The 17,471-nt window shown below is 36.7% G+C and carries 15 protein-coding genes; 11 read left to right on the top strand and 4 right to left on the bottom strand.

The features are described 5' to 3' along the window. Positions 1-54 precede the first annotated feature (54 nt). The 11 genes from AABE15_RS05485 (at position 55) to purH (ending at position 11,811) form a co-directional block, all read left to right on the top strand. Positions 55-858: an OmpW family outer membrane protein gene (locus AABE15_RS05485; RefSeq protein WP_338330280.1), complete on the top strand. Its 804-nt coding sequence runs from the start codon at positions 55-57 to the stop codon at positions 856-858. Positions 859-874: 16 nt separating this feature from the next. Further along, positions 875-2,236 (top strand): oxygen-independent coproporphyrinogen III oxidase, encoded by a 1,362-nt coding sequence (gene hemN / locus AABE15_RS05480; protein WP_338330279.1) that lies wholly within the window; start codon positions 875-877, stop codon positions 2,234-2,236. A 14-nt stretch (positions 2,237-2,250) separates the two neighbouring features. Continuing rightward, complete coding sequence (locus AABE15_RS05475) at positions 2,251-2,910, top strand: 2OG-Fe(II) oxygenase (protein ID WP_338330278.1); 660 nt, start codon at positions 2,251-2,253, stop codon at positions 2,908-2,910. Positions 2,911-3,015: 105 nt separating this feature from the next. Next, positions 3,016-4,653, top strand: a complete 1,638-nt coding sequence (locus tag AABE15_RS05470; RefSeq protein ID WP_338330277.1) for an electron transfer flavoprotein-ubiquinone oxidoreductase — start codon at positions 3,016-3,018, stop codon at positions 4,651-4,653. A gap of 32 nt (positions 4,654-4,685) precedes the next feature. Further along, positions 4,686-5,435: an electron transfer flavoprotein subunit beta/FixA family protein gene (locus AABE15_RS05465; RefSeq protein ID WP_338330276.1), complete on the top strand. Its 750-nt coding sequence runs from the start codon at positions 4,686-4,688 to the stop codon at positions 5,433-5,435. A 2-nt stretch (positions 5,436-5,437) separates the two neighbouring features. Next, complete coding sequence (locus AABE15_RS05460) at positions 5,438-6,391, top strand: FAD-binding protein (protein ID WP_338330275.1); 954 nt, start codon at positions 5,438-5,440, stop codon at positions 6,389-6,391. Positions 6,392-6,643: 252 nt separating this feature from the next. Then, the gene (locus AABE15_RS05455; RefSeq protein WP_338330274.1) at positions 6,644-7,525 is read left to right on the top strand and encodes a metal ABC transporter solute-binding protein, Zn/Mn family; all 882 of its coding nucleotides are present in this window, start codon (positions 6,644-6,646) and stop codon (positions 7,523-7,525) included. Next, entirely contained in the window at positions 7,522-8,277 is a 756-nt protein-coding gene (locus tag AABE15_RS05450; RefSeq protein WP_338330273.1) for an ATP-binding cassette domain-containing protein, read from the top strand. The genes AABE15_RS05455 and AABE15_RS05450 overlap by 4 nt, the downstream gene beginning before the upstream one ends. 85 nt (positions 8,278-8,362) lie before the next feature. Next, the gene (locus AABE15_RS05445; RefSeq protein ID WP_338330272.1) at positions 8,363-9,181 is read left to right on the top strand and encodes a metal ABC transporter permease; all 819 of its coding nucleotides are present in this window, start codon (positions 8,363-8,365) and stop codon (positions 9,179-9,181) included. Between the two features lie 75 nt (positions 9,182-9,256). Next, positions 9,257-10,192 carry an RNase adapter RapZ gene (gene rapZ / locus AABE15_RS05440; protein ID WP_338330271.1) on the top strand — a complete coding sequence of 312 codons (936 nt, stop codon included), beginning with the start codon at positions 9,257-9,259 and terminating at the stop codon, positions 10,190-10,192. Positions 10,193-10,236: 44 nt separating this feature from the next. After that, positions 10,237-11,811, top strand: a complete 1,575-nt coding sequence (purH, locus tag AABE15_RS05435; RefSeq protein WP_338330270.1) for a bifunctional phosphoribosylaminoimidazolecarboxamide formyltransferase/IMP cyclohydrolase — start codon at positions 10,237-10,239, stop codon at positions 11,809-11,811. A 586-nt stretch (positions 11,812-12,397) separates the two neighbouring features. On the opposite strand, the gene AABE15_RS05430 is transcribed toward purH, so the two are convergent. The 4 genes from AABE15_RS05430 to gmk are packed head-to-tail and all read right to left on the bottom strand — an operon-like array spanning position 12,398 to position 17,239. Further along, complete coding sequence (locus tag AABE15_RS05430; RefSeq protein ID WP_338330269.1) at positions 12,398-13,900, bottom strand: replicative DNA helicase; 1,503 nt, start codon at positions 13,898-13,900, stop codon at positions 12,398-12,400. Further along, a complete protein-coding gene (locus AABE15_RS05425) occupies positions 13,890-15,116 on the bottom strand; it encodes an AGE family epimerase/isomerase (RefSeq protein WP_338330268.1) in 1,227 nt (408 codons plus the stop codon). Before AABE15_RS05425 ends, AABE15_RS05430 begins: the two co-directional genes overlap by 11 nt. 14 nt (positions 15,117-15,130) lie before the next feature. Beyond that, on the bottom strand, positions 15,131-16,582 hold the full coding sequence (gene rfaE1, locus AABE15_RS05420) for a D-glycero-beta-D-manno-heptose-7-phosphate kinase (protein WP_338330267.1): 1,452 nt from the start codon (positions 16,580-16,582) through the stop codon (positions 15,131-15,133). Positions 16,583-16,609: 27 nt separating this feature from the next. Next, the gene (gene gmk, locus AABE15_RS05415) at positions 16,610-17,239 is read right to left on the bottom strand and encodes a guanylate kinase (RefSeq protein ID WP_338330266.1); all 630 of its coding nucleotides are present in this window, start codon (positions 17,237-17,239) and stop codon (positions 16,610-16,612) included. Between the last annotated feature and the right edge of the window lie 232 nt (positions 17,240-17,471).

The following is a 17,471-nucleotide window of genomic DNA, read 5'->3' as shown; positions in this document are numbered from 1 at the left end:
TTCTGAAAAAATATTAAGATTCCTTTAATGAAATAAATTCAAGGTTTTCTCATAATGAAAAATTTATTAAGTAGTTTTGCACTCTATGCATTTACGGTATATTCAACCAGTGTTTACGCTCAAACCCCTGCAAACGTTATTTTAGTTCCCAATCCTAATCACATTACAGCAACAAATAATACAGTTACGAACCAAGCACCAGGAAAGGTTTACGTTTCTACTCAACAACCTTTTTCTCCTAAAAAACACTGTAGTATTTTTCAAACGTGTCCTGGCGTTACCAAAATAGGTTTGAGTAAAGGTGATTTTATTATCCGTTTAAGCGCATTAGGAGTTATTCCCAATAACACAAGCAGCAAAACAAGTATTGGTGGTCATATTACGGCCTCTAACCGTGTTATGCCGGAATTAAGCGCAAATTATTTCGTAACAGACAATTTAGCTTTTGAAATCATCGCAGCCAGCACAAAGCATAAAATTACTGCCAAAAATACAACGTTGGGTGACGTTAACGTCGGTAACAGCTGGATATTACCTCCAACGCTTACTGCGCAATGGCATTTTTTACCTCATAAAGCTTTTAATCCTTATGCGGGAATTGGCCTTACTGTTGCTTTTTGGCATCATGTCTCTCCAGGTGGCGGCGCAGTACAAAAGCTAGGACTAGAAACAACGGCAGGTCCCTCTTTCAATATTGGTTTTGACTATCAAGTTATTGGTAATTGGTTTTTTAATGTTGATGCAAAACAAATGTTGTTAAATGAACGTGCACATATTAATGATAGTCCTAATAGAATTGATGCTCGCACCTCTTTAAATCCCACCACTGTCAGTGCAGGTATCGGATATCGTTTCTAATTTTGCGGAGTTCGGGATGAAACAGGCTGTTTCTTTTAACCGTCTTGCGCGGTACGAAAGAAACGTCCCGCGCTATACAAGCTATCCTACCGCTGTCCAATTTACAGAATCGGTTGGCTTTGATACATACAAAAAATGGTTACAAACTCTTCAAGATAATGAGGCTGTTTCATTATATCTGCATGTCCCTTTTTGTGACGAATTATGTAAATTTTGCGCTTGCAACACTCAAGTAATTCATAAGGAAGCTTTACGCATTGCTTATGGTGAGCTTTTATGTGACGAACTTTACCGTTTAAAAGCATTACTCAAAAGTAGACGGCGTGTTGGCTTTATTCATTTTGGTGGGGGTACACCAACAACCTTACCGCCTATTACGATTACAAAAATAATGAATACTATTAGGCAGTATTTCAACATCGAAAAAAATGCCGACATTTCCATTGAATTGGATCCAAGACACGCTTCTTCTCAATATATATTACTACTAAACCAACTTGGATTTACCCGAATAAGTATCGGAGTACAAGATCTTGATCCAAAGGTACAGGAAGCTTGTGGACGAGTACAAAGCCTGGCTATGACCTCCAATTGTATCGAAATTGCTAGAAAACAAAATATTACCTCTATTAACATTGATCTCATTTATGGTTTACCCAACCAAACTTGCAAAAGTTTATCCGAAACTATACAATCCATTATTCGTCTAAAACCAGACCGACTTGCTGTATTTGGTTACGCGCATGTGCCCTGGAAACATAAAAGACAAAATTTGTTAAACGGCGAAATTCTACCCGATACCTTAGAACGTTTTAAACAAAGGCAATTGATAGATGACCTTTTAAGAATAGCCAATTATCAGATCATCGGCCTTGATCACTATGCCTTACCTCATGATAGTATGAGCAAAGCTGCCAAAGAGGGAAAACTACATCGAAATTTCCAAGGATATACTATAGATAATGCAGTGGCTTTGCTTGGCATTGGGGCCTCTTCTGTATCCATATTACCTAAAGGAATAGTGCAAAATCAACTTTCGGCTGCAGCGTATCAAAAAGCCATGAGGCTAGAAGGGCTTCCTATAGCTAAAGGGGTTAGTCGCACTATAGAAGATTTATTACGATGGTCTGTTATTGAACATTTAATGTGCGATTTATACGTTGATCTAGAAATACTCGCCAAAAAATTCAAACGTCCTAAAAATATATTCGACAACGATCTGTTAAACTTAGTATCATTTGAAGAAGATGGTTTGATATTACGAGATTATTATAAAATTAAAGTTACTGAGCAAGGGCGCCCCTTTCTGAGAAATATAGCCAATATTTTTGATGTGTATTACCAGTCATCGCCTCATCGCCATGCTCAGGCTATTTAAACGGATATTTTGAAATGGAAAAAGCAACACAATTAAAAAATGTTGAAACTCAGCTTCAACATGCTATCTCTCATGCTAAAATAACCCGTACCCCTTATGCACATTGGTCAATGGATAACGTTTTCCCCGAAGAATTGTGCAATGCACTCGTTCAATGGAAACCAAACGAGAAATCAATTGCTGGAAATACGCAGGGTAAAAGAGAAAATAATAACCAGCATCGCGTTTTCATCACGCCTGAGACGCAACAAAATAGTCTACAATTTTCATTGCTGGCAAATGTTTTTGAAATGAAAAGTATTAGAACTTTATTTGCTCAAGTAACAGGTTCTAATTTAAATAATACTTCAGTTCGTCTTGAACTCTGTCACGATAAAGAAGGGTTTTGGCTAGAGCCACATACGGATGTACAAGCAAAAAAACTTACCTTTCTTATTTCTTTATCTACTGCAAAAGATGCGGAATCTTGGGGAACCGATATTATGAATCCCCAAGGAGAATCACTTGGTAGGAGCTCTGGAAAATTTAATTCTGGATTTTTATTTATACCTGCTAAAGATACTTGGCATGGTTACCAAAAACGTCCTATGAACGGAATAAGACGTACTTTAATCATGAATTATGTCGATTCTACATGGCGTGCAAAAAATGAACTCGCTTTTCCTATTAAATAATTTTAAACATAATTGAACTTTAACGATAGCAAAGCACTTCATAAAGCCGAATATAATCACTAAAGACAATTTATACCAATGCCATTTAAATAGGGTAAAGAAAAAATGAGCGATACCAAGCGTGAGCAAATGGAATTTGACGTGCTAATTGTCGGGGCTGGCCCAGCAGGATTAAGTGCAGCAATTCGTTTAAAACAATTAACACCCTCTGCTCAAATTTGTCTAATTGAAAAAGCATCAGAAATAGGTGCCCATATTGTTTCTGGTGCTATTTTAGAACCCACTGCTTTGAATGAACTTATTGATAACTGGAAAAAAAAATCGGATGTTTTTCAAACACCTGTTCACCATGAACGTATGTTTTATTTGTTAAACGACAACAAATCTATTTCGATTCCAATTCTTAAATCCCTTATGCCACAAATGAATAATAATGGTAATTTTGTCGTTAGTTTAGGGGATTTGTGCCGTTGGCTGGCTTTAGAAGCTGAAAATTTGGGCGTTGAAATCTATCCTGGTTTCGCTGGACAAGAAGTCATTATTGAAAAAAACTGTGTCAAAGGCATTATTACAGGAGATATGGGCGTTAACAAAGACGGAAACCAAGAATCTAATTATGTCCCAGGAGTAGAATTAAGAGCAAAATATACATTATTTGCAGAAGGATGTCGCGGTTCACTTACTAAAAAACTATTTAAACATTATGCTTTACGCTCTAATGTGGATCCTCAAACTTATGGCTTAGGAATTAAAGAATTATGGGAAATTCCTCCTAACAAGCATATGCCTGGATATATACAACATAGTTTTGGATGGCCTTTAGATGATCATACGTATGGGGGATCTTGGCTCTATCATTTTGGTAAAAACCTAGTTTCTTTTGGATTTGTTCTAGGTTTAGATTACAAAAACCCTTGGCTTTCACCTTTTGAAGAAATGCAAAGAGCAAAAAAACATCCTGTAATTAAGAAACATATTATTGGTGGGAGACGTATAGGTTTTTCTGCCCGTGCTTTGTCAGAAGGGGGCTTACAATCTATACCCAAGCTAACGTTTCCGGGAGGGCTGCTTATTGGTGACGCTGCTGGTTTTTTAAATGTACCGAAAATAAAAGGGACTCATACGGCGATGAAGTCAGGAATGCTGGCTGCTGAGACCATTGCAGAGGCATTAATAACACAGGAAATAGAACCTATTTCCTACTGTTTGCGCATACGCTACTCATGGATTTGGCATGAATTGCACCAAGTGCGTAATATTCGACCCGCCTTTGCCAAATTTGGAACCAAAGCAGCAACCCTATATGCAGGGTTTGACTCAATGGTTCGAGGAAAAGTTCCCTGGACGTTGCATAATCGTTTAGAAGATTATGAAAAGCTAAAAGCTGCTTCTTTATGCGACAAACCCTTATATAAAAAACCTGATGATCAACTCACCTTTGATAAAACTTCTTCTATATTTTTATCTAATATTGACCATAGAGATACTCAACCTGTTCATCTAAAACTTCGAAATTCTTTAATTTGGAAAACAGTAAATTGGAACGTTTTTAAAGCACCCGAAACACGATACTGTCCTGCAGGCGTTTATGAGGTGCTTATGGACAATAATGAGCCTAAATTACAAATTAACTCACAAAATTGCATTCATTGTAAAAGTTGTGATATTAAAGACCCCACACAAAACATAGACTGGGAAACTCCAGAAGGCGGAAGTGGACCAAACTATTCCAGTGGAATGTAAACTTAAAAATATTGGTAACGGAAAAAACACTTATGAAAATATTGGTTCCGGTAAAACGGGTTGTTGATTCGAACATTAAACCTCTTATCAAAACAGACCATTCGGGTGTTGAAATTAGTGGCATTAAAATGTCCATGAATCCTTTTGATGAAAATGCAATTGAAGAAGCTGTTCAGCTTAAAGAACAAGGAAAAGTTGACGAAATTGTAGCGATCTCCATTGGTGAACCAAAATCTCAAGATACACTGCGCACGGCATTGGCCATGGGGGCAGATAAAGCTATTTTGGTCAGTACGGAACATACGCTAGAATCCTTAGCCGTTGCCAAAGTCTTAGAATATTTTGTCATAAAAGAAAAACCTAACTTAGTGCTAATGGGCAAACAAGCTTCTGACGACGATATGAATGCAACAGGGCAAATTTTGGCGGCAAGACTAGGATGGCCTCAAGGTACTTTTGTCAGTAAGCTGGAGCTTTATTCAAACTACGTAGAAATTATTAGGGAAATTGACGACGGACAAGAAACTCTAAAACTTCCTCTGCCTGCTATTGTAACGACAGATTTACGTTTAAATGAGCCACGTTATGCGTCTTTACCCAATATTATGAAAGCACGAAAAAAGCCAGTTGAAACTTTTGTTCTGGCAGAATTAGGAGTAGATATTACCCCGCGTTTATATATACAGAGACTCGATGAATCTTCACCCATTAGGGAAGGAGTAATTGTCAATTCTGTAGAAGAACTGATAGATAAATTACAAAATGAAGCAAAGGTGATCTAGATATGGCTGCGTTAGTATTACTAAGTTATGAGCAAGGAAACACACTTCGTTCTACCAGCCTTTCAACTATCACCGCTGCCTTGCAGCTTGAAAAGGAAGTAGATGTTCTGCTTGTCGGGGAAACATTAAACGAACGCTTAGACCAAGCCATCCATTTAAACGGTGTGCGTAGAGTTTTAGCGGCAAAAGATCCTTCTTTTGCACACATGCAAGCAGAATCTGTAGCCAATTTGATGGCTTCTTTAGCAAGTGACTACGAATTTATTTTAGCACCGGCTAACGCAGAAGGTAAAAATATTTTACCTCGATTGGCTGGATTACTCGACGTTCAACCCATTTCTGAAGTAACCAAAATTATTGATAAATCTACGTTTGTCAGACCAATTTATGCAGGAAGTTTGCTGGCCACCGTATGCTCAAAGGATAAGAAAAAACTTTTATCTATAAGAGGAATAGCCTTTACTCCTATAAAAACTATAGGTGGAAATGCAGAAATAAAAGAAGTTACTTTACCTTCTCCGCTACCTGAAAATCAAAAATCTATTTTCCTTAATTTAAAATTATCTCAATCCAATAGGCCTGAATTGGAAGCTGCTAAAATAATTATCTCGGGAGGAAGAGGGATGCAAAGCAGCGATAATTTTACCTTACTAGAAAAAATAGCTGACCTGTTAAATGCTGCTATTGGTGCATCAAGAGCAGCGGTTGACTCTGGATTTGTGAGCAATGATTTTCAAGTCGGGCAAACAGGTAAAATCGTTGCACCAGAACTTTACATCGCCGTTGCTCTTTCAGGAGCTACACAGCATTTAGCTGGAATGAAAGATAGTAAAATTGTTGTGGCCATTAATAAAGACCCTGACGCCCCTATCTTTAAAGCTTCAGACTACGGCATTGTTGGTGATATATTTGAAATATTACCTAGGTTAGAAGAAGGCCTTAAAAACAGAATTTGATTTTTTTACCCAAAAGTTTCCATTGTAATTAGCCACTTCTTTTGTTAGCCTTTTACTATCGAAACCAATTGTGAGAATATAAATGAAATGGGAACTGGAATTACCAAAAGATAAATTTTACACACCCGTTATAACCATCAAATGGCTAATTATACTTCACTTAGGGCTTATTATGCTCTTAGGGCTAATGATTACTGGAGCATGGTACTTCTAAGCAATCTCTATTAGTTTTTTAAAGCTGAAGTAATTTCAATGAAATTAAATCATTTTTTACTTTTAACGATTGTCCTTTTTAGCGGTTTATTTGCCCCGATATATGCCAACGCTAGCATAATACAAGTCGTTGCAGCGGAGAATATGTATGGAAACGTTGCTCAACAACTTGGTGGTCAACACGTACAGATTGATATAATTTTAAATAATCCGGATGAAGATCCTCATTTATTTGAATTGACACCTAATGTAGGGAAAACCCTTTCCCAAGCCGAAGTTATAATTAAAAACGGATTAGGGTATGATTCTTGGATAGACCGCTTATTAAATAAATACAATGTTAAACAAAAACACGTTATTTCTGTTCAACAACTTTTAAAGGATAAAGATGGAGGGAATCCCCATTTATGGTACAATATTGCCAGTATTGAGGCTCTATCTAACCAACTCACCCTCATATATAAAACGTTACAACCTGAACATAAATCTTTTTTTACCAAACAACACAGCAACTTTATAAATCAACTTGTACAATTAAATGAGCGTATAAAAAAAATCAAATCTTTCTCTTCTAAAGTTCCAATTGCTGCCACTGAACCTGTATTTGGATTGATGGCTAAACAGCTCGGTTTTATTGTAAAAGAAGAGCCTTATCAATGGACCGTTATGAATAATGGAGAACCTACGGCTAAACAGATGGCTCAATTCCAACAAGATCTTAAATCCCACTCAGTTAAAATTTTGTTTTATAATAACCAAGTCGTTACACCTGCCACTGAACAGTTAAAGAAACTGGCCGAACAAACTAACATTCCGGTTATTGGTGTTTCAGAATTAATGCCAGCCTCTCTAACTTACCAAAGTTGGATGAACCAAGTACTCGATGAAGTGGAAAATGTTTTGAAAAAAAATTCCAAATGAACGTCATCGAATGTCATGATCTCGACATTAAACGTGGCTCAAAGCTCATTCTTTCACAACTTAATTTAGAAATTGGAAAAAACCAATTTATTGGTATCTTTGGCCCCAATGGTTCAGGGAAAACCACCTTCATAAAAACAATTATGGGTATTATACCTATCCATCAAGGACAGCTGAATGTCTTTGGTTTAAGTCCCTCAAAAGCACGCCAATTCATTGGTTACATACCCCAAGCAAGAGACATTAATACGTTTCGTTTAACTGGGAGAAATTTTCTTTCCGCTGGTATTCGAGGTTATAAATTTGGATTACCTTTTCTTAACAAGCAGGACAGCAGCCGAATTGACGAAGCCCTGGATCAACTCCAAGCCAAAAAATTAGCAGAAAAACCTTTAGAAGAACTCTCTGGTGGACAAAGACAAAGATTATTATTAGCCCAAGCTTTAATAGAAAACCCAAAATTAATTATATTGGACGAACCCTTTAGCAATCTTGATCCCAAATGGACTTTATCCATCTTAAATTCCATCAAAACCATACAACGACAACGCTCGCTGAGTGTATTATTAGCAACACACGATCTAAATCCTCTTTTACCCATTATAGATTACGTGCTTTGCATAGGCAATAAACGTGCTGTTTTAGGTACGATTGACTCGATAATGACTTCTTCTGTCCTAAGCGATTTATATGAGTTTCCTTTAAACGTTATTCGTACTAAAGAAAACCTCTTTGTTATACCTTCCTTCTGATTTTAAATAAAATCACCCTTTATCATCTTGCGGCTAAGGTTAATTATTTTGAAACCATAAATTTAAATAGAAAGTTAGTTTAAAAATGTTTTCTCTTGAATTTATGCGCATCGCTTTTATGGCTTCTGGTATTGTAGCCCTTATCACTGGACCTATAGGTTATTTTCTTCTTTTAAGAAGAGAAGCCTTTGCTGGCCACGCCTTGTCGCATGTCGGTTTCGCTGGAGCAACGGGGGCAAGCCTTATGGGCATATCCCCTTTGATAGGACTTTTGATATTTAGCCTAATGGCAGGAATACTTATTGGAATAATTGGTCCAGAACTGAAAAATAAAGACATAGCCATTGGCTTGGTTTTATCTGCTTCCATGGGATTAGGACTTTTATTTCTGCATTTTTATACACGATATGCAGCGCAAATAACCAGTTTGCTTTTTGGCAATATATTCGCTGTTGATCAAAAAACTTTATATAGCTTAGCTTTTTTGAGTATTTTTTGTTACGGTGTTATGTTCTTTCTTACTAGACCCTTATTATTTTCTTCTCTTCAACCCGACTTGGCTGAAGCAAAAGGGCTTTCTTTAAAATTAATAAGTGTCATTTTTCTAGGACTGGTTGCTTGTGTAACTGCAGCTTGTGTCCAAGTTACTGGAATTTTACTAACTTTTTCTTTAATGATAGGACCTGCTGCTGTAGCAATACATTCTTGCAAAACAATTTATAAAGGAATTTTATTGTCAATTCTGTTTGCTCTGCTTGAAGCATGGGGAGGCATTGCACTTGCATGGTTCACCGATTGGCCCGTCTCTTTTTGGATAAGTTTTTTAAGTTTTTCTATTTATATCTCATCATTTTTACTGATTAAGACCCTTGTTTGGTTTGAAATGTCTTCTCCTCAAAACTAGACCCTTGAATAAAGCAGTGATCCTACTTAAGATGAAAGAAACTATTCAATTTATAAAAAAATGATCTAATGTTGAATGCAAGATTTAACTGAAAATAAAATACCTTCCAAACGACACGTTATATTCGTGACAGGTTTATCCGGAGCAGGCAGAACTTCTATATTGCGTGTATTAGAAGACTTGGGATACGAATTAATTGATAATGCTCCTTTACAAGTTATTAACGATATTGTTAATAAAATCGAAGGTTCCATTGCTATTGGCATCGATTCAAGAACAAGCGGTTTCAATGTTGATTCAGTTATCGCATTATTGGCTAGACTAAAATCAGACCCTTCGTTACAAATTCAACTTATTTATACGACTGCTGAAACAGATGTCCTTCTTAGACGATACACTGCAACCCGACGAAGACATCCCATGGCAGAAGGAGGTACCGTAAAAGAAGGTATCAAAAATGAAAAATATTTGATGACACCTCTTAAACAAGTTGCTGATTTGGTCATTGACACTTCTGAGTTACCTTTATCAGAATTACGCCTTCTCGTTGAAACACGATATTCACAAGATAATAACATAAACAAAAATTGCTTTACGCTAACCTTAATGTCCTTTGCTTTCCCTAGTGGTATTCCTAGAGAAGCCGATATGATCTTCGATGCACGTTTTTTGCATAATCCATATTATATACCAGAACTTTCGTCATTAACGGGCTTAGACAAAACAGTTCAAAATTATGTTGAAAAAGATCCTGATTATAAAAAATATGTTGATCAAATAGAACAAATGATGCAATTGGTATTTCCTCGTTTCGTTCTTGAAGGAAAAAAATATGCGACCATTGCGGTAGGTTGCTCGGGCGGCAGACACCGATCCGTCACCATTATTGAAGATTTGGCAAAACGTCTTATTTGTCCGCGAAAAACCCAAAAACCAACGTCCGTATTAATTATGCATCGTGAGCTAGCAAAACAAGGAATTCAAAACTGGCGTTGGCTAGCTCATCCTTAAAATTAAGATCGTTCTATTTATACCAATTTCAGGAAATATATCTAATGGATCAAAAGACCACACCTATTCACCGCGCCCTAATTTCAGTCTCTGACAAAACGGGACTTATAGGATTAGTAAAAGCATTAATTAATAAAAATGTAGAAATTCTTTCTACAGGAGGTACAGCTACCGTTATCAAAGCAGCAGGATTCCCAGTTATTGAGGTTTCTGACTTTACTGGTTTTCCAGAAATTTTAGACGGTAGAGTTAAAACGTTAGTTCCACAAATCCATGGAGGATTATTAGGTCGTAGAGACTTACCTGCTCATCAAGAGCAAATGAAAAAACATCATATTCTCCCCATTGATCTTTTATGCGTTAATTTATATCCTTTTGAAGCAACGGTTAACGCCGGAGCAGATAAAGAAAAAATTATTGAAAATATTGATATTGGTGGTCCCGCCTTAATAAGAGCTGCTTCCAAAAACTACCGTCACGTCGCCGTACTAACCGATGTCTCTCAATATACATTATTTATAAACAATTTTTCCGTAACCAGTGGATCAACTCTTGAACAACGTCAATCATGGGCAAAGATTGCTTATGCAAAAACGGCAGCTTACGATGCCGCCATTACTAATTGGTTTGCAAAAGAGCAAGATGAATTGTTTCCAGAAACTTTCGTATGTTCTGGACAACGTAAACAAATGTTACGTTATGGGGAAAACCCTCATCAAAAAGCTGCTTTTTATACGGGAACCGATCATCGCATTGGAATAGCAACTGCCAAACAATTACAAGGCAAAGAACTTTCCTACAACAATTTCAACGACACCGATGCTGCATTTGAGGCCGTTGCTGAATTTGATGAACCTTCTGTTGTTATTGTTAAACACGCTAATCCTTGCGGTGTAGCAAGTGCAGATTCAATTTCCAAAGCTTGGGATCTGGCATTACGTTGCGATCCCGTGTCTGCCTTCGGCGGTATAATTGCCATAAATAGGCCGTTAGATCCTGAATCGGCAGAAAAAATTATTCAAATCTTCAGCGAAGTCATCATTGCCCCCACAATCGAAGCTGAAGCTCTGACAATTTTATCAAAGAAAAAAAATCTACGTGTATTAGAAACCAAGGGGATGCCCAACCCTCTAGCTGAAGGAATAACCATAAAATCTTTGTCTGGCGGCTTTCTGGTGCAAAATCGCGATAATGGAAGGCCTTCAGAATTTAGAGTGGTAACTAAAAGACAACCAAATCAACAAGAAATGAAGGATCTGATTTTTGCTTTTCGCGTGGCCAAGCATGTTAAATCTAACGCAATCGTTTACGTAAAAAATAAAGCAACCGTAGGTATTGGTGCTGGACAAATGAGTCGAATTGACTCCTCTCGCATTGCAGCGCACAAAAGCGATGAGGCTACAAAAGCTGCTAAATTAACAAGCTCCTTAAGTCAAGGCAGCGTTGTTGCTTCAGATGCATTTTTCCCCTTTGCTGATGGATTAGAAGCTGCTATCAAAGCAGGCGCAACTGCAGTTATACAACCTGGCGGCTCTATGCGCGACGATGAAGTAATAGATGCAGCAAACCGAGCAGGAATTGCTATGATATTTACCTCTATGCGTCACTTTCGACATTAAACTTTAAATTTCCTTTTAAAGACATTGCTTTTCTTGCGTAATTATAGCCTTCGTAACACCATAATTTTCACAGGCTAAAGTCGTAAATTGAGCAATGTTTTAATTTTTGCACAATCGAATACTTAACCATCAATGACAATCAAGCTCTAGTGCAGATTTTTATCGCAAGTGTGTGCCAAAAATTAATTATAATTGTGTAAAGCAGATAATTTATTCTAATCTTCAAGGTTATTCACACTTTAAAATCGCCTTAAAGCCAAAACTACAACTAAGAAAAAATTAAACCGATTTAAAAAACCATATTGCTTTTTATTCCACCCCAATACTGAAATTAAAATTAAGACTATATTTTCAAGATAGTAACGGAGGATACTCGTTGTTAACAATCTCTATCAATCATGATAAGAAGATGGCCATCTTCTGACCTCATAAGAATGTAAGATAAATTTTTCAGGGAAAAATATCCGTATTTGTTATCGTATTTTCACTATAAAAATAGAAGGCGTCACTTGATTATTTTTATTACTAAAAATTAATAATGTGTATTCTTAACACCGATTAACAATAAAATAATCCCTATCTATTGTTAATAATCATGCACATTATCAAGATCACTAAAACGAGTAAACTCACCTTCGAAAAATAGATCAATTTTACACGTTGGACCGTGACGCTGCTTTTCTAAAATTAATTCTGCTTTATTATGAACCCTGTTCATGTCAGACTGCCATTTTTCAAGGGCAATACGATATTTATCTTCACCGTCAAAAGCAATAGGTTTTGGCATTCTTTGTTGCAAATAATATTCATCACGATAAACAAACATGACAGAATCTGCATCTTGTTCAATTGATCCCGATTCACGCAAATCAGCAAGCTGAGGACGTTTGTCTTCACGACTTTCAACTTGGCGAGACAGTTGTGAGAGCGCAATCACAGGTATCTCAAATTCTTTAGCAAGTGCTTTTAATCCTTGGGTAATTTGAGAAATTTCAAGAACACGACTTTCTGGCCTACTCCCTAAAGAAGGGCGCATAAGCTGAAGGTAATCCACCACAACTAATTTTAAGCCTTTGGTCCTTAATAATCGTCGACATCTTGTCCGCATAACGGAAAGACTAATAGCGGGGGTATCGTCAATATATAAAGGAATCTTAGATAATTCTCGACTTACTTGCACGAAACGATCAAAATCTTTTTGACCTATTTCGCCTCTACGAATTCGCTCACTAGAAACTCTTGATTCTTCTGATAAAAGACGTGTAGCCAGCTGTTCGGCAGACATTTCTAAAGAAAAAAATGCAACGGTTCCCGCAAGTTTAGTATTATCGACTTGCTCATCTGTTGCTCGCAGAATGGACCGAGCTGCATTAAAAGCAATTTTAGTCGCTAAAGCCGTTTTCCCCATAGCAGGACGACCCGCAAGAATCACTAAGTCGGAAGAATGCAGACCGCCTGTCCTTTTGTCTAAATCTCTTAATCCGGTGGTCAATCCCGCGACACCACTGGAATTCATAAACGCTCGGTTAGCGATATTAATGGCCTCAGCTAAGGCATTCTCAAAAGGAACAAAACCATTTTCTTGCCCTTTGTGCGTCGCAAGTTGAAAAAGCTTTTCTTCTCCAATCGTAATTTGATCAGTACCTGTTGACGTTGTATTGGATTGAAATGCACCGTTAACAATATCCTCACCTATATCAATGAGCTGCCTTCTAACCCACGAATCATGAATGGCTTTACCATAATCTCTGGCATTAATAATACCCACCATGGATTGTAATAGATGTGCAAGATAGGTGATACCACCAACTTCGTCCAATACACCGGAATGTTCAAATTCAGCTTTTAAGGTCACTGCATCGGCAATTTGCCCTGCATCAATACGCTTAACAATAGCTTCGTAAATTATTTTGTTAACAGGATCTGCAAAATGTTCGCCCAATAAAAAATCTGAAACTTTATCATAAGCTTTATTATTGGTCATTAAAGCACCCAGCAAAGATTGTTCTGCCTGTATATTACTAGGAGGCAAACGCTGGGATAAACCTAATAAAGGGGAATGTTCTGAACTCGATTCTTTAATATTCACAATTTATTATATCATTTTTAATCGTTAAAGGGGCTGTGTATTGTGGGGAAAGCTGTGGATAACGTGGATAAGTTATTGACTGATGCAATTGTGCATAACTACTTACAATATGATAAAAAGAACTTGTAGGAATTATTTTATTTTTGTAAGCACAATTTTCGTCCAATTGATCCTGCCAAGTGCCTTTTGGGCAACAAACAAAATAGCGATTTAACAGATTATGGATGATCTTTGTCAAATGAATATGACTTTTTTCATCCCTCATTAGACTTGATGCGCGTATTGCTTCCGTTTGTACCCACAAACGAGAGGATTTATTTGTTATAATGCCATCTACTGAAACTTCATCACACACTAGTCCTGTTATTACATCAATTGCATGTCGCATATTAAATGAATATAATAATTGAATTTCTTTGAAATGGTTTTTGCCTGTTAGACGTTCACACTCTGAAAGCAACCATATCCACTCATATTGATGCCCAGGTTCAATATTAATTTTAAGATGAGAAGGGGGAAGTCGCCAATCTTCTTCATAATATTCATGCACAATATTCGTACGTCTATCAAAAAAAACAGTGCAAAATAACCGAACCAAATCGTCGATCAATTGCAAATCCTTTTCACATTGTGTTGTTTCGTATAACGCTAATGCTGCTTCGAGTAAATGCATATGTGGATTTTGCTGCCTATACCCTTGAACGCTCGGATAAACGTTTTTAAAACCTCCTCTAGGACAAGCCATATATTGTTTTATCCAACGTACCGTTTGTCTAGCTTTTCGTATAGGTTCAATATCCCCACTGAGACGTGCATACCAAGACAACGAAAAAATAATAAAAGCCAAATCATATAAATCGGAAGAATTATCTAAAACCTGACCTTCTCGTGTCAAGGTTTTTGCCCACTGCCCCTCTCCTATCAATCCTTTTTTTATAAATTGATAAAGATACTCGGCAATTTTATTACCCTGGGACCAACCTAACATTGCAGCTTGTGTAAAACTATAAAGCTGTCTAGCCTGCACACGCATCCGTTTATAGCCTGGAAAGTCTGGACTTCCATCTAATTTTAATTGCTCATGAGCTCCCCATAGATGAGGATTATTTTTTGGGCCGTCGCATCCTATTTCTCCCCAATAAGGAAAAGCATAATTAAATAACCAATGTGAAAATTGCTCATATTTCCTAATTACATAAGAGGGGTATTTCATCATACTATTTTATGCATTCAAATACATTGACATTTGATTTTATCAATAATTGAAGTGGTAGAAAAACCTTTCTTTAAATCAGCTAGTATGACTTTACCACCATTTTTCTCGACAATCTCTCTACCAATGACTTTTTTCCCAAAATAATCAGCCCCTTTAATTAAAACGTCTGGCTTAAGAGCAGCTATTAAATTAAAAGGGGTTTCTTCGTCAAAAGAAACTACACAGTCAACATAACGCACAGCCGCGATAATTTGTGCTCTATTTGAAAGGGTGTTAATAGGTCTTTTAGCTGATTTGAGGAGTTGCACGCTTTTATCGGTATTTAAAGCAACAATTAACCGATCACAATGATCACGAGCAATTTTTAAAAGATCAACATGACCTGGATGCAAAATATCAAAACATCCATTCGTAAAACCAATTTTTAAATTTTGGTTCCTCCACGTGTTAATTTGTTCAATAACTTCATTCAAAGAAAAAAGCTCAGGAGATAAAACCGTATGAACACTATGTTCCTGCTGCGCTTGCAGTTCTGCTATAACTTCTTTTATAGTCGCTGTAGAGGTGCCAGCTTTACCAACCACGACACCAGCGGCTGCGTTAGCTATGTGCACCGCTTCTGTAAAACTATAGCCTGATGCATAACTTAAACTTAAAGCTGCAATGACGGTATCCCCTGCCCCGGAAACATCATAAATTTCTCGAGCACGAGAAGGTATAGTCATTGCTGGCTTATCACGCTCAATTAATGTCATTCCTTTTTCTGAACGTGTAATTAAAACTGCCTGTCCTTGAGTGATTTTTAACAATTGTTGGCCTGCTTGTTCAAAATCTTTTTCAATGACAAGAGGTCTTTGGATAACCGCCATCGCTTCTTTTAAATTAGGTGTAATGCATGTAGCATATTTATAAAGAGAAAAATCTTTTGATTTAGGATCCACAAAAACCGGTATATCAAGCTCTTTAGCTTTTTTAATTATATAATGAATAACTGTTGGATGGCACATTCCTTTATTATAATCGGATACAATAACAGCATTAGCCAAAGAAATAGTTTGGTCAATATGGACTAATATTTTTTTTATTTCTTGTTGGTTGAGTGCTATAAGGTTTTCTTCATCTGCCCGTATAACTTGTTGACTCGCCGCAATAAACCTTGATTTACAAATTGTGGGACGTTGCGAAGATGAGATAAGATGATGAGTACTAATACGTTGTTTCTCCATCAACGTCTTAATTTTCTCTGCATTACTATCTTCACCTACCAATCCAACAATAATAACCTTACCGCCCAAGGATAAAATATTATTAGTTACATTACCCGCACCCCCTACCATTTCTTTCGTATGGGTCAACTTTAAAATAGGGACGGGAGCTTCAGGAGATATGCGTTGTACTTGAGCATAAATATAACGGTCAAGCATGATATCACCTATACACAGAATAGTTATATGGGAAAAATTCATCGCCCCAGCTTTCATTGCTCAAGCCTCTTATACATTTTTTAATTGTTGTCTCGAAGTTTTCAAACGTTCGCTAGTTAAAATAGCTTCTGCTTGCGCAATTGCTTCATCCAAACGATTATTAACAATAATGTAATCAAATTCATTCCAATGAGATATTTCATGTATTGCTAAGGACATACGTTTATCAATTTCTTCACCATTGTCTAAGGCTCGACTACGTAAACGGCGTTCTAACTCTTCAATAGAAGGGGGTAAGATAAAAATTCCTACCACATCATTAGGAAGGGCATTTCGTATCAATTGATGTCCTTGCCAATCAATATCAAACACAATATCTTTACCCTCAGACAGTTGCTTTTCAACAGGTCCCCTAGGAGTACCGTAACTTTTTCCAAAAACCGTCGCCCATTCAAGCAACTCACCATTTGTTGACTGTTTCTCAAATTTCTCCTTTGTTAAAAAATGGTAATGTACACCATTTTTTTCCCCTGGCCTAGGAGAACGCGTTGTTACAGATACTGACGGAAATAAATTTTTTTGGGAGGCTCTTAATGCATTGGCAATGGTCGATTTACCCGCTCCAGATGGAGCAGAAAGAACAAAACATATTCCCCGTCTTTGACTAAACTGAACAGGGTTTGTTTTAATTAAAGACATTGTCAAATCCTTTTACAGAGCAAAGTTATTATTATTTGAAATTTTTTTGATATCGTCAAAATAAAGAAAATACTTATATTAGCAATTAGCTACGAAATAATTTTATAAAAAAGATCAACATTAAATACAATTTTTTCACAAACGAAAAACCATAATAATTTACAAATAAATTACTAAATCCTATCGAATTTAATACCATAGATGGGTAAACATTCTCTAAAAAACCAACGTT

The organism is Commensalibacter sp. Nvir, from assembly GCF_963921845.1.
Classification (GTDB): domain Bacteria; phylum Pseudomonadota; class Alphaproteobacteria; order Acetobacterales; family Acetobacteraceae; genus Commensalibacter.
The sequence above is the reverse complement of the archived record's forward strand: the minus strand, read 5'-3'. Positions and strand labels throughout refer to the sequence as shown.

What these genes read in the sequence shown, in the direction of transcription:
- AABE15_RS05485 (WP_338330280.1), top strand. Translation starts at nt 55, where the DNA reads ATGAAAAATTTATTAAGTAGTTTTGCACTCTATGCATTTACGGTATAT.
- hemN (WP_338330279.1), top strand. Translation starts at nt 875, where the DNA reads ATGAAACAGGCTGTTTCTTTTAACCGTCTTGCGCGGTACGAAAGAAAC.
- AABE15_RS05475 (WP_338330278.1), top strand. Translation starts at nt 2,251, where the DNA reads ATGGAAAAAGCAACACAATTAAAAAATGTTGAAACTCAGCTTCAACAT.
- AABE15_RS05470 (WP_338330277.1), top strand. Translation starts at nt 3,016, where the DNA reads ATGAGCGATACCAAGCGTGAGCAAATGGAATTTGACGTGCTAATTGTC.
- AABE15_RS05465 (WP_338330276.1), top strand. Translation starts at nt 4,686, where the DNA reads ATGAAAATATTGGTTCCGGTAAAACGGGTTGTTGATTCGAACATTAAA.
- AABE15_RS05460 (WP_338330275.1), top strand. Translation starts at nt 5,438, where the DNA reads ATGGCTGCGTTAGTATTACTAAGTTATGAGCAAGGAAACACACTTCGT.
- AABE15_RS05455 (WP_338330274.1), top strand. Translation starts at nt 6,644, where the DNA reads ATGAAATTAAATCATTTTTTACTTTTAACGATTGTCCTTTTTAGCGGT.
- AABE15_RS05450 (WP_338330273.1), top strand. Translation starts at nt 7,522, where the DNA reads ATGAACGTCATCGAATGTCATGATCTCGACATTAAACGTGGCTCAAAG.
- AABE15_RS05445 (WP_338330272.1), top strand. Translation starts at nt 8,363, where the DNA reads ATGTTTTCTCTTGAATTTATGCGCATCGCTTTTATGGCTTCTGGTATT.
- rapZ (WP_338330271.1), top strand. Translation starts at nt 9,257, where the DNA reads ATGCAAGATTTAACTGAAAATAAAATACCTTCCAAACGACACGTTATA.
- purH (WP_338330270.1), top strand. Translation starts at nt 10,237, where the DNA reads ATGGATCAAAAGACCACACCTATTCACCGCGCCCTAATTTCAGTCTCT.
- AABE15_RS05425 (WP_338330268.1), bottom strand. Translation starts at nt 15,116, where the DNA reads ATGATGAAATACCCCTCTTATGTAATTAGGAAATATGAGCAATTTTCA.
- rfaE1 (WP_338330267.1), bottom strand. Translation starts at nt 16,582, where the DNA reads ATGAATTTTTCCCATATAACTATTCTGTGTATAGGTGATATCATGCTT.
- gmk (WP_338330266.1), bottom strand. Translation starts at nt 17,239, where the DNA reads ATGTCTTTAATTAAAACAAACCCTGTTCAGTTTAGTCAAAGACGGGGA.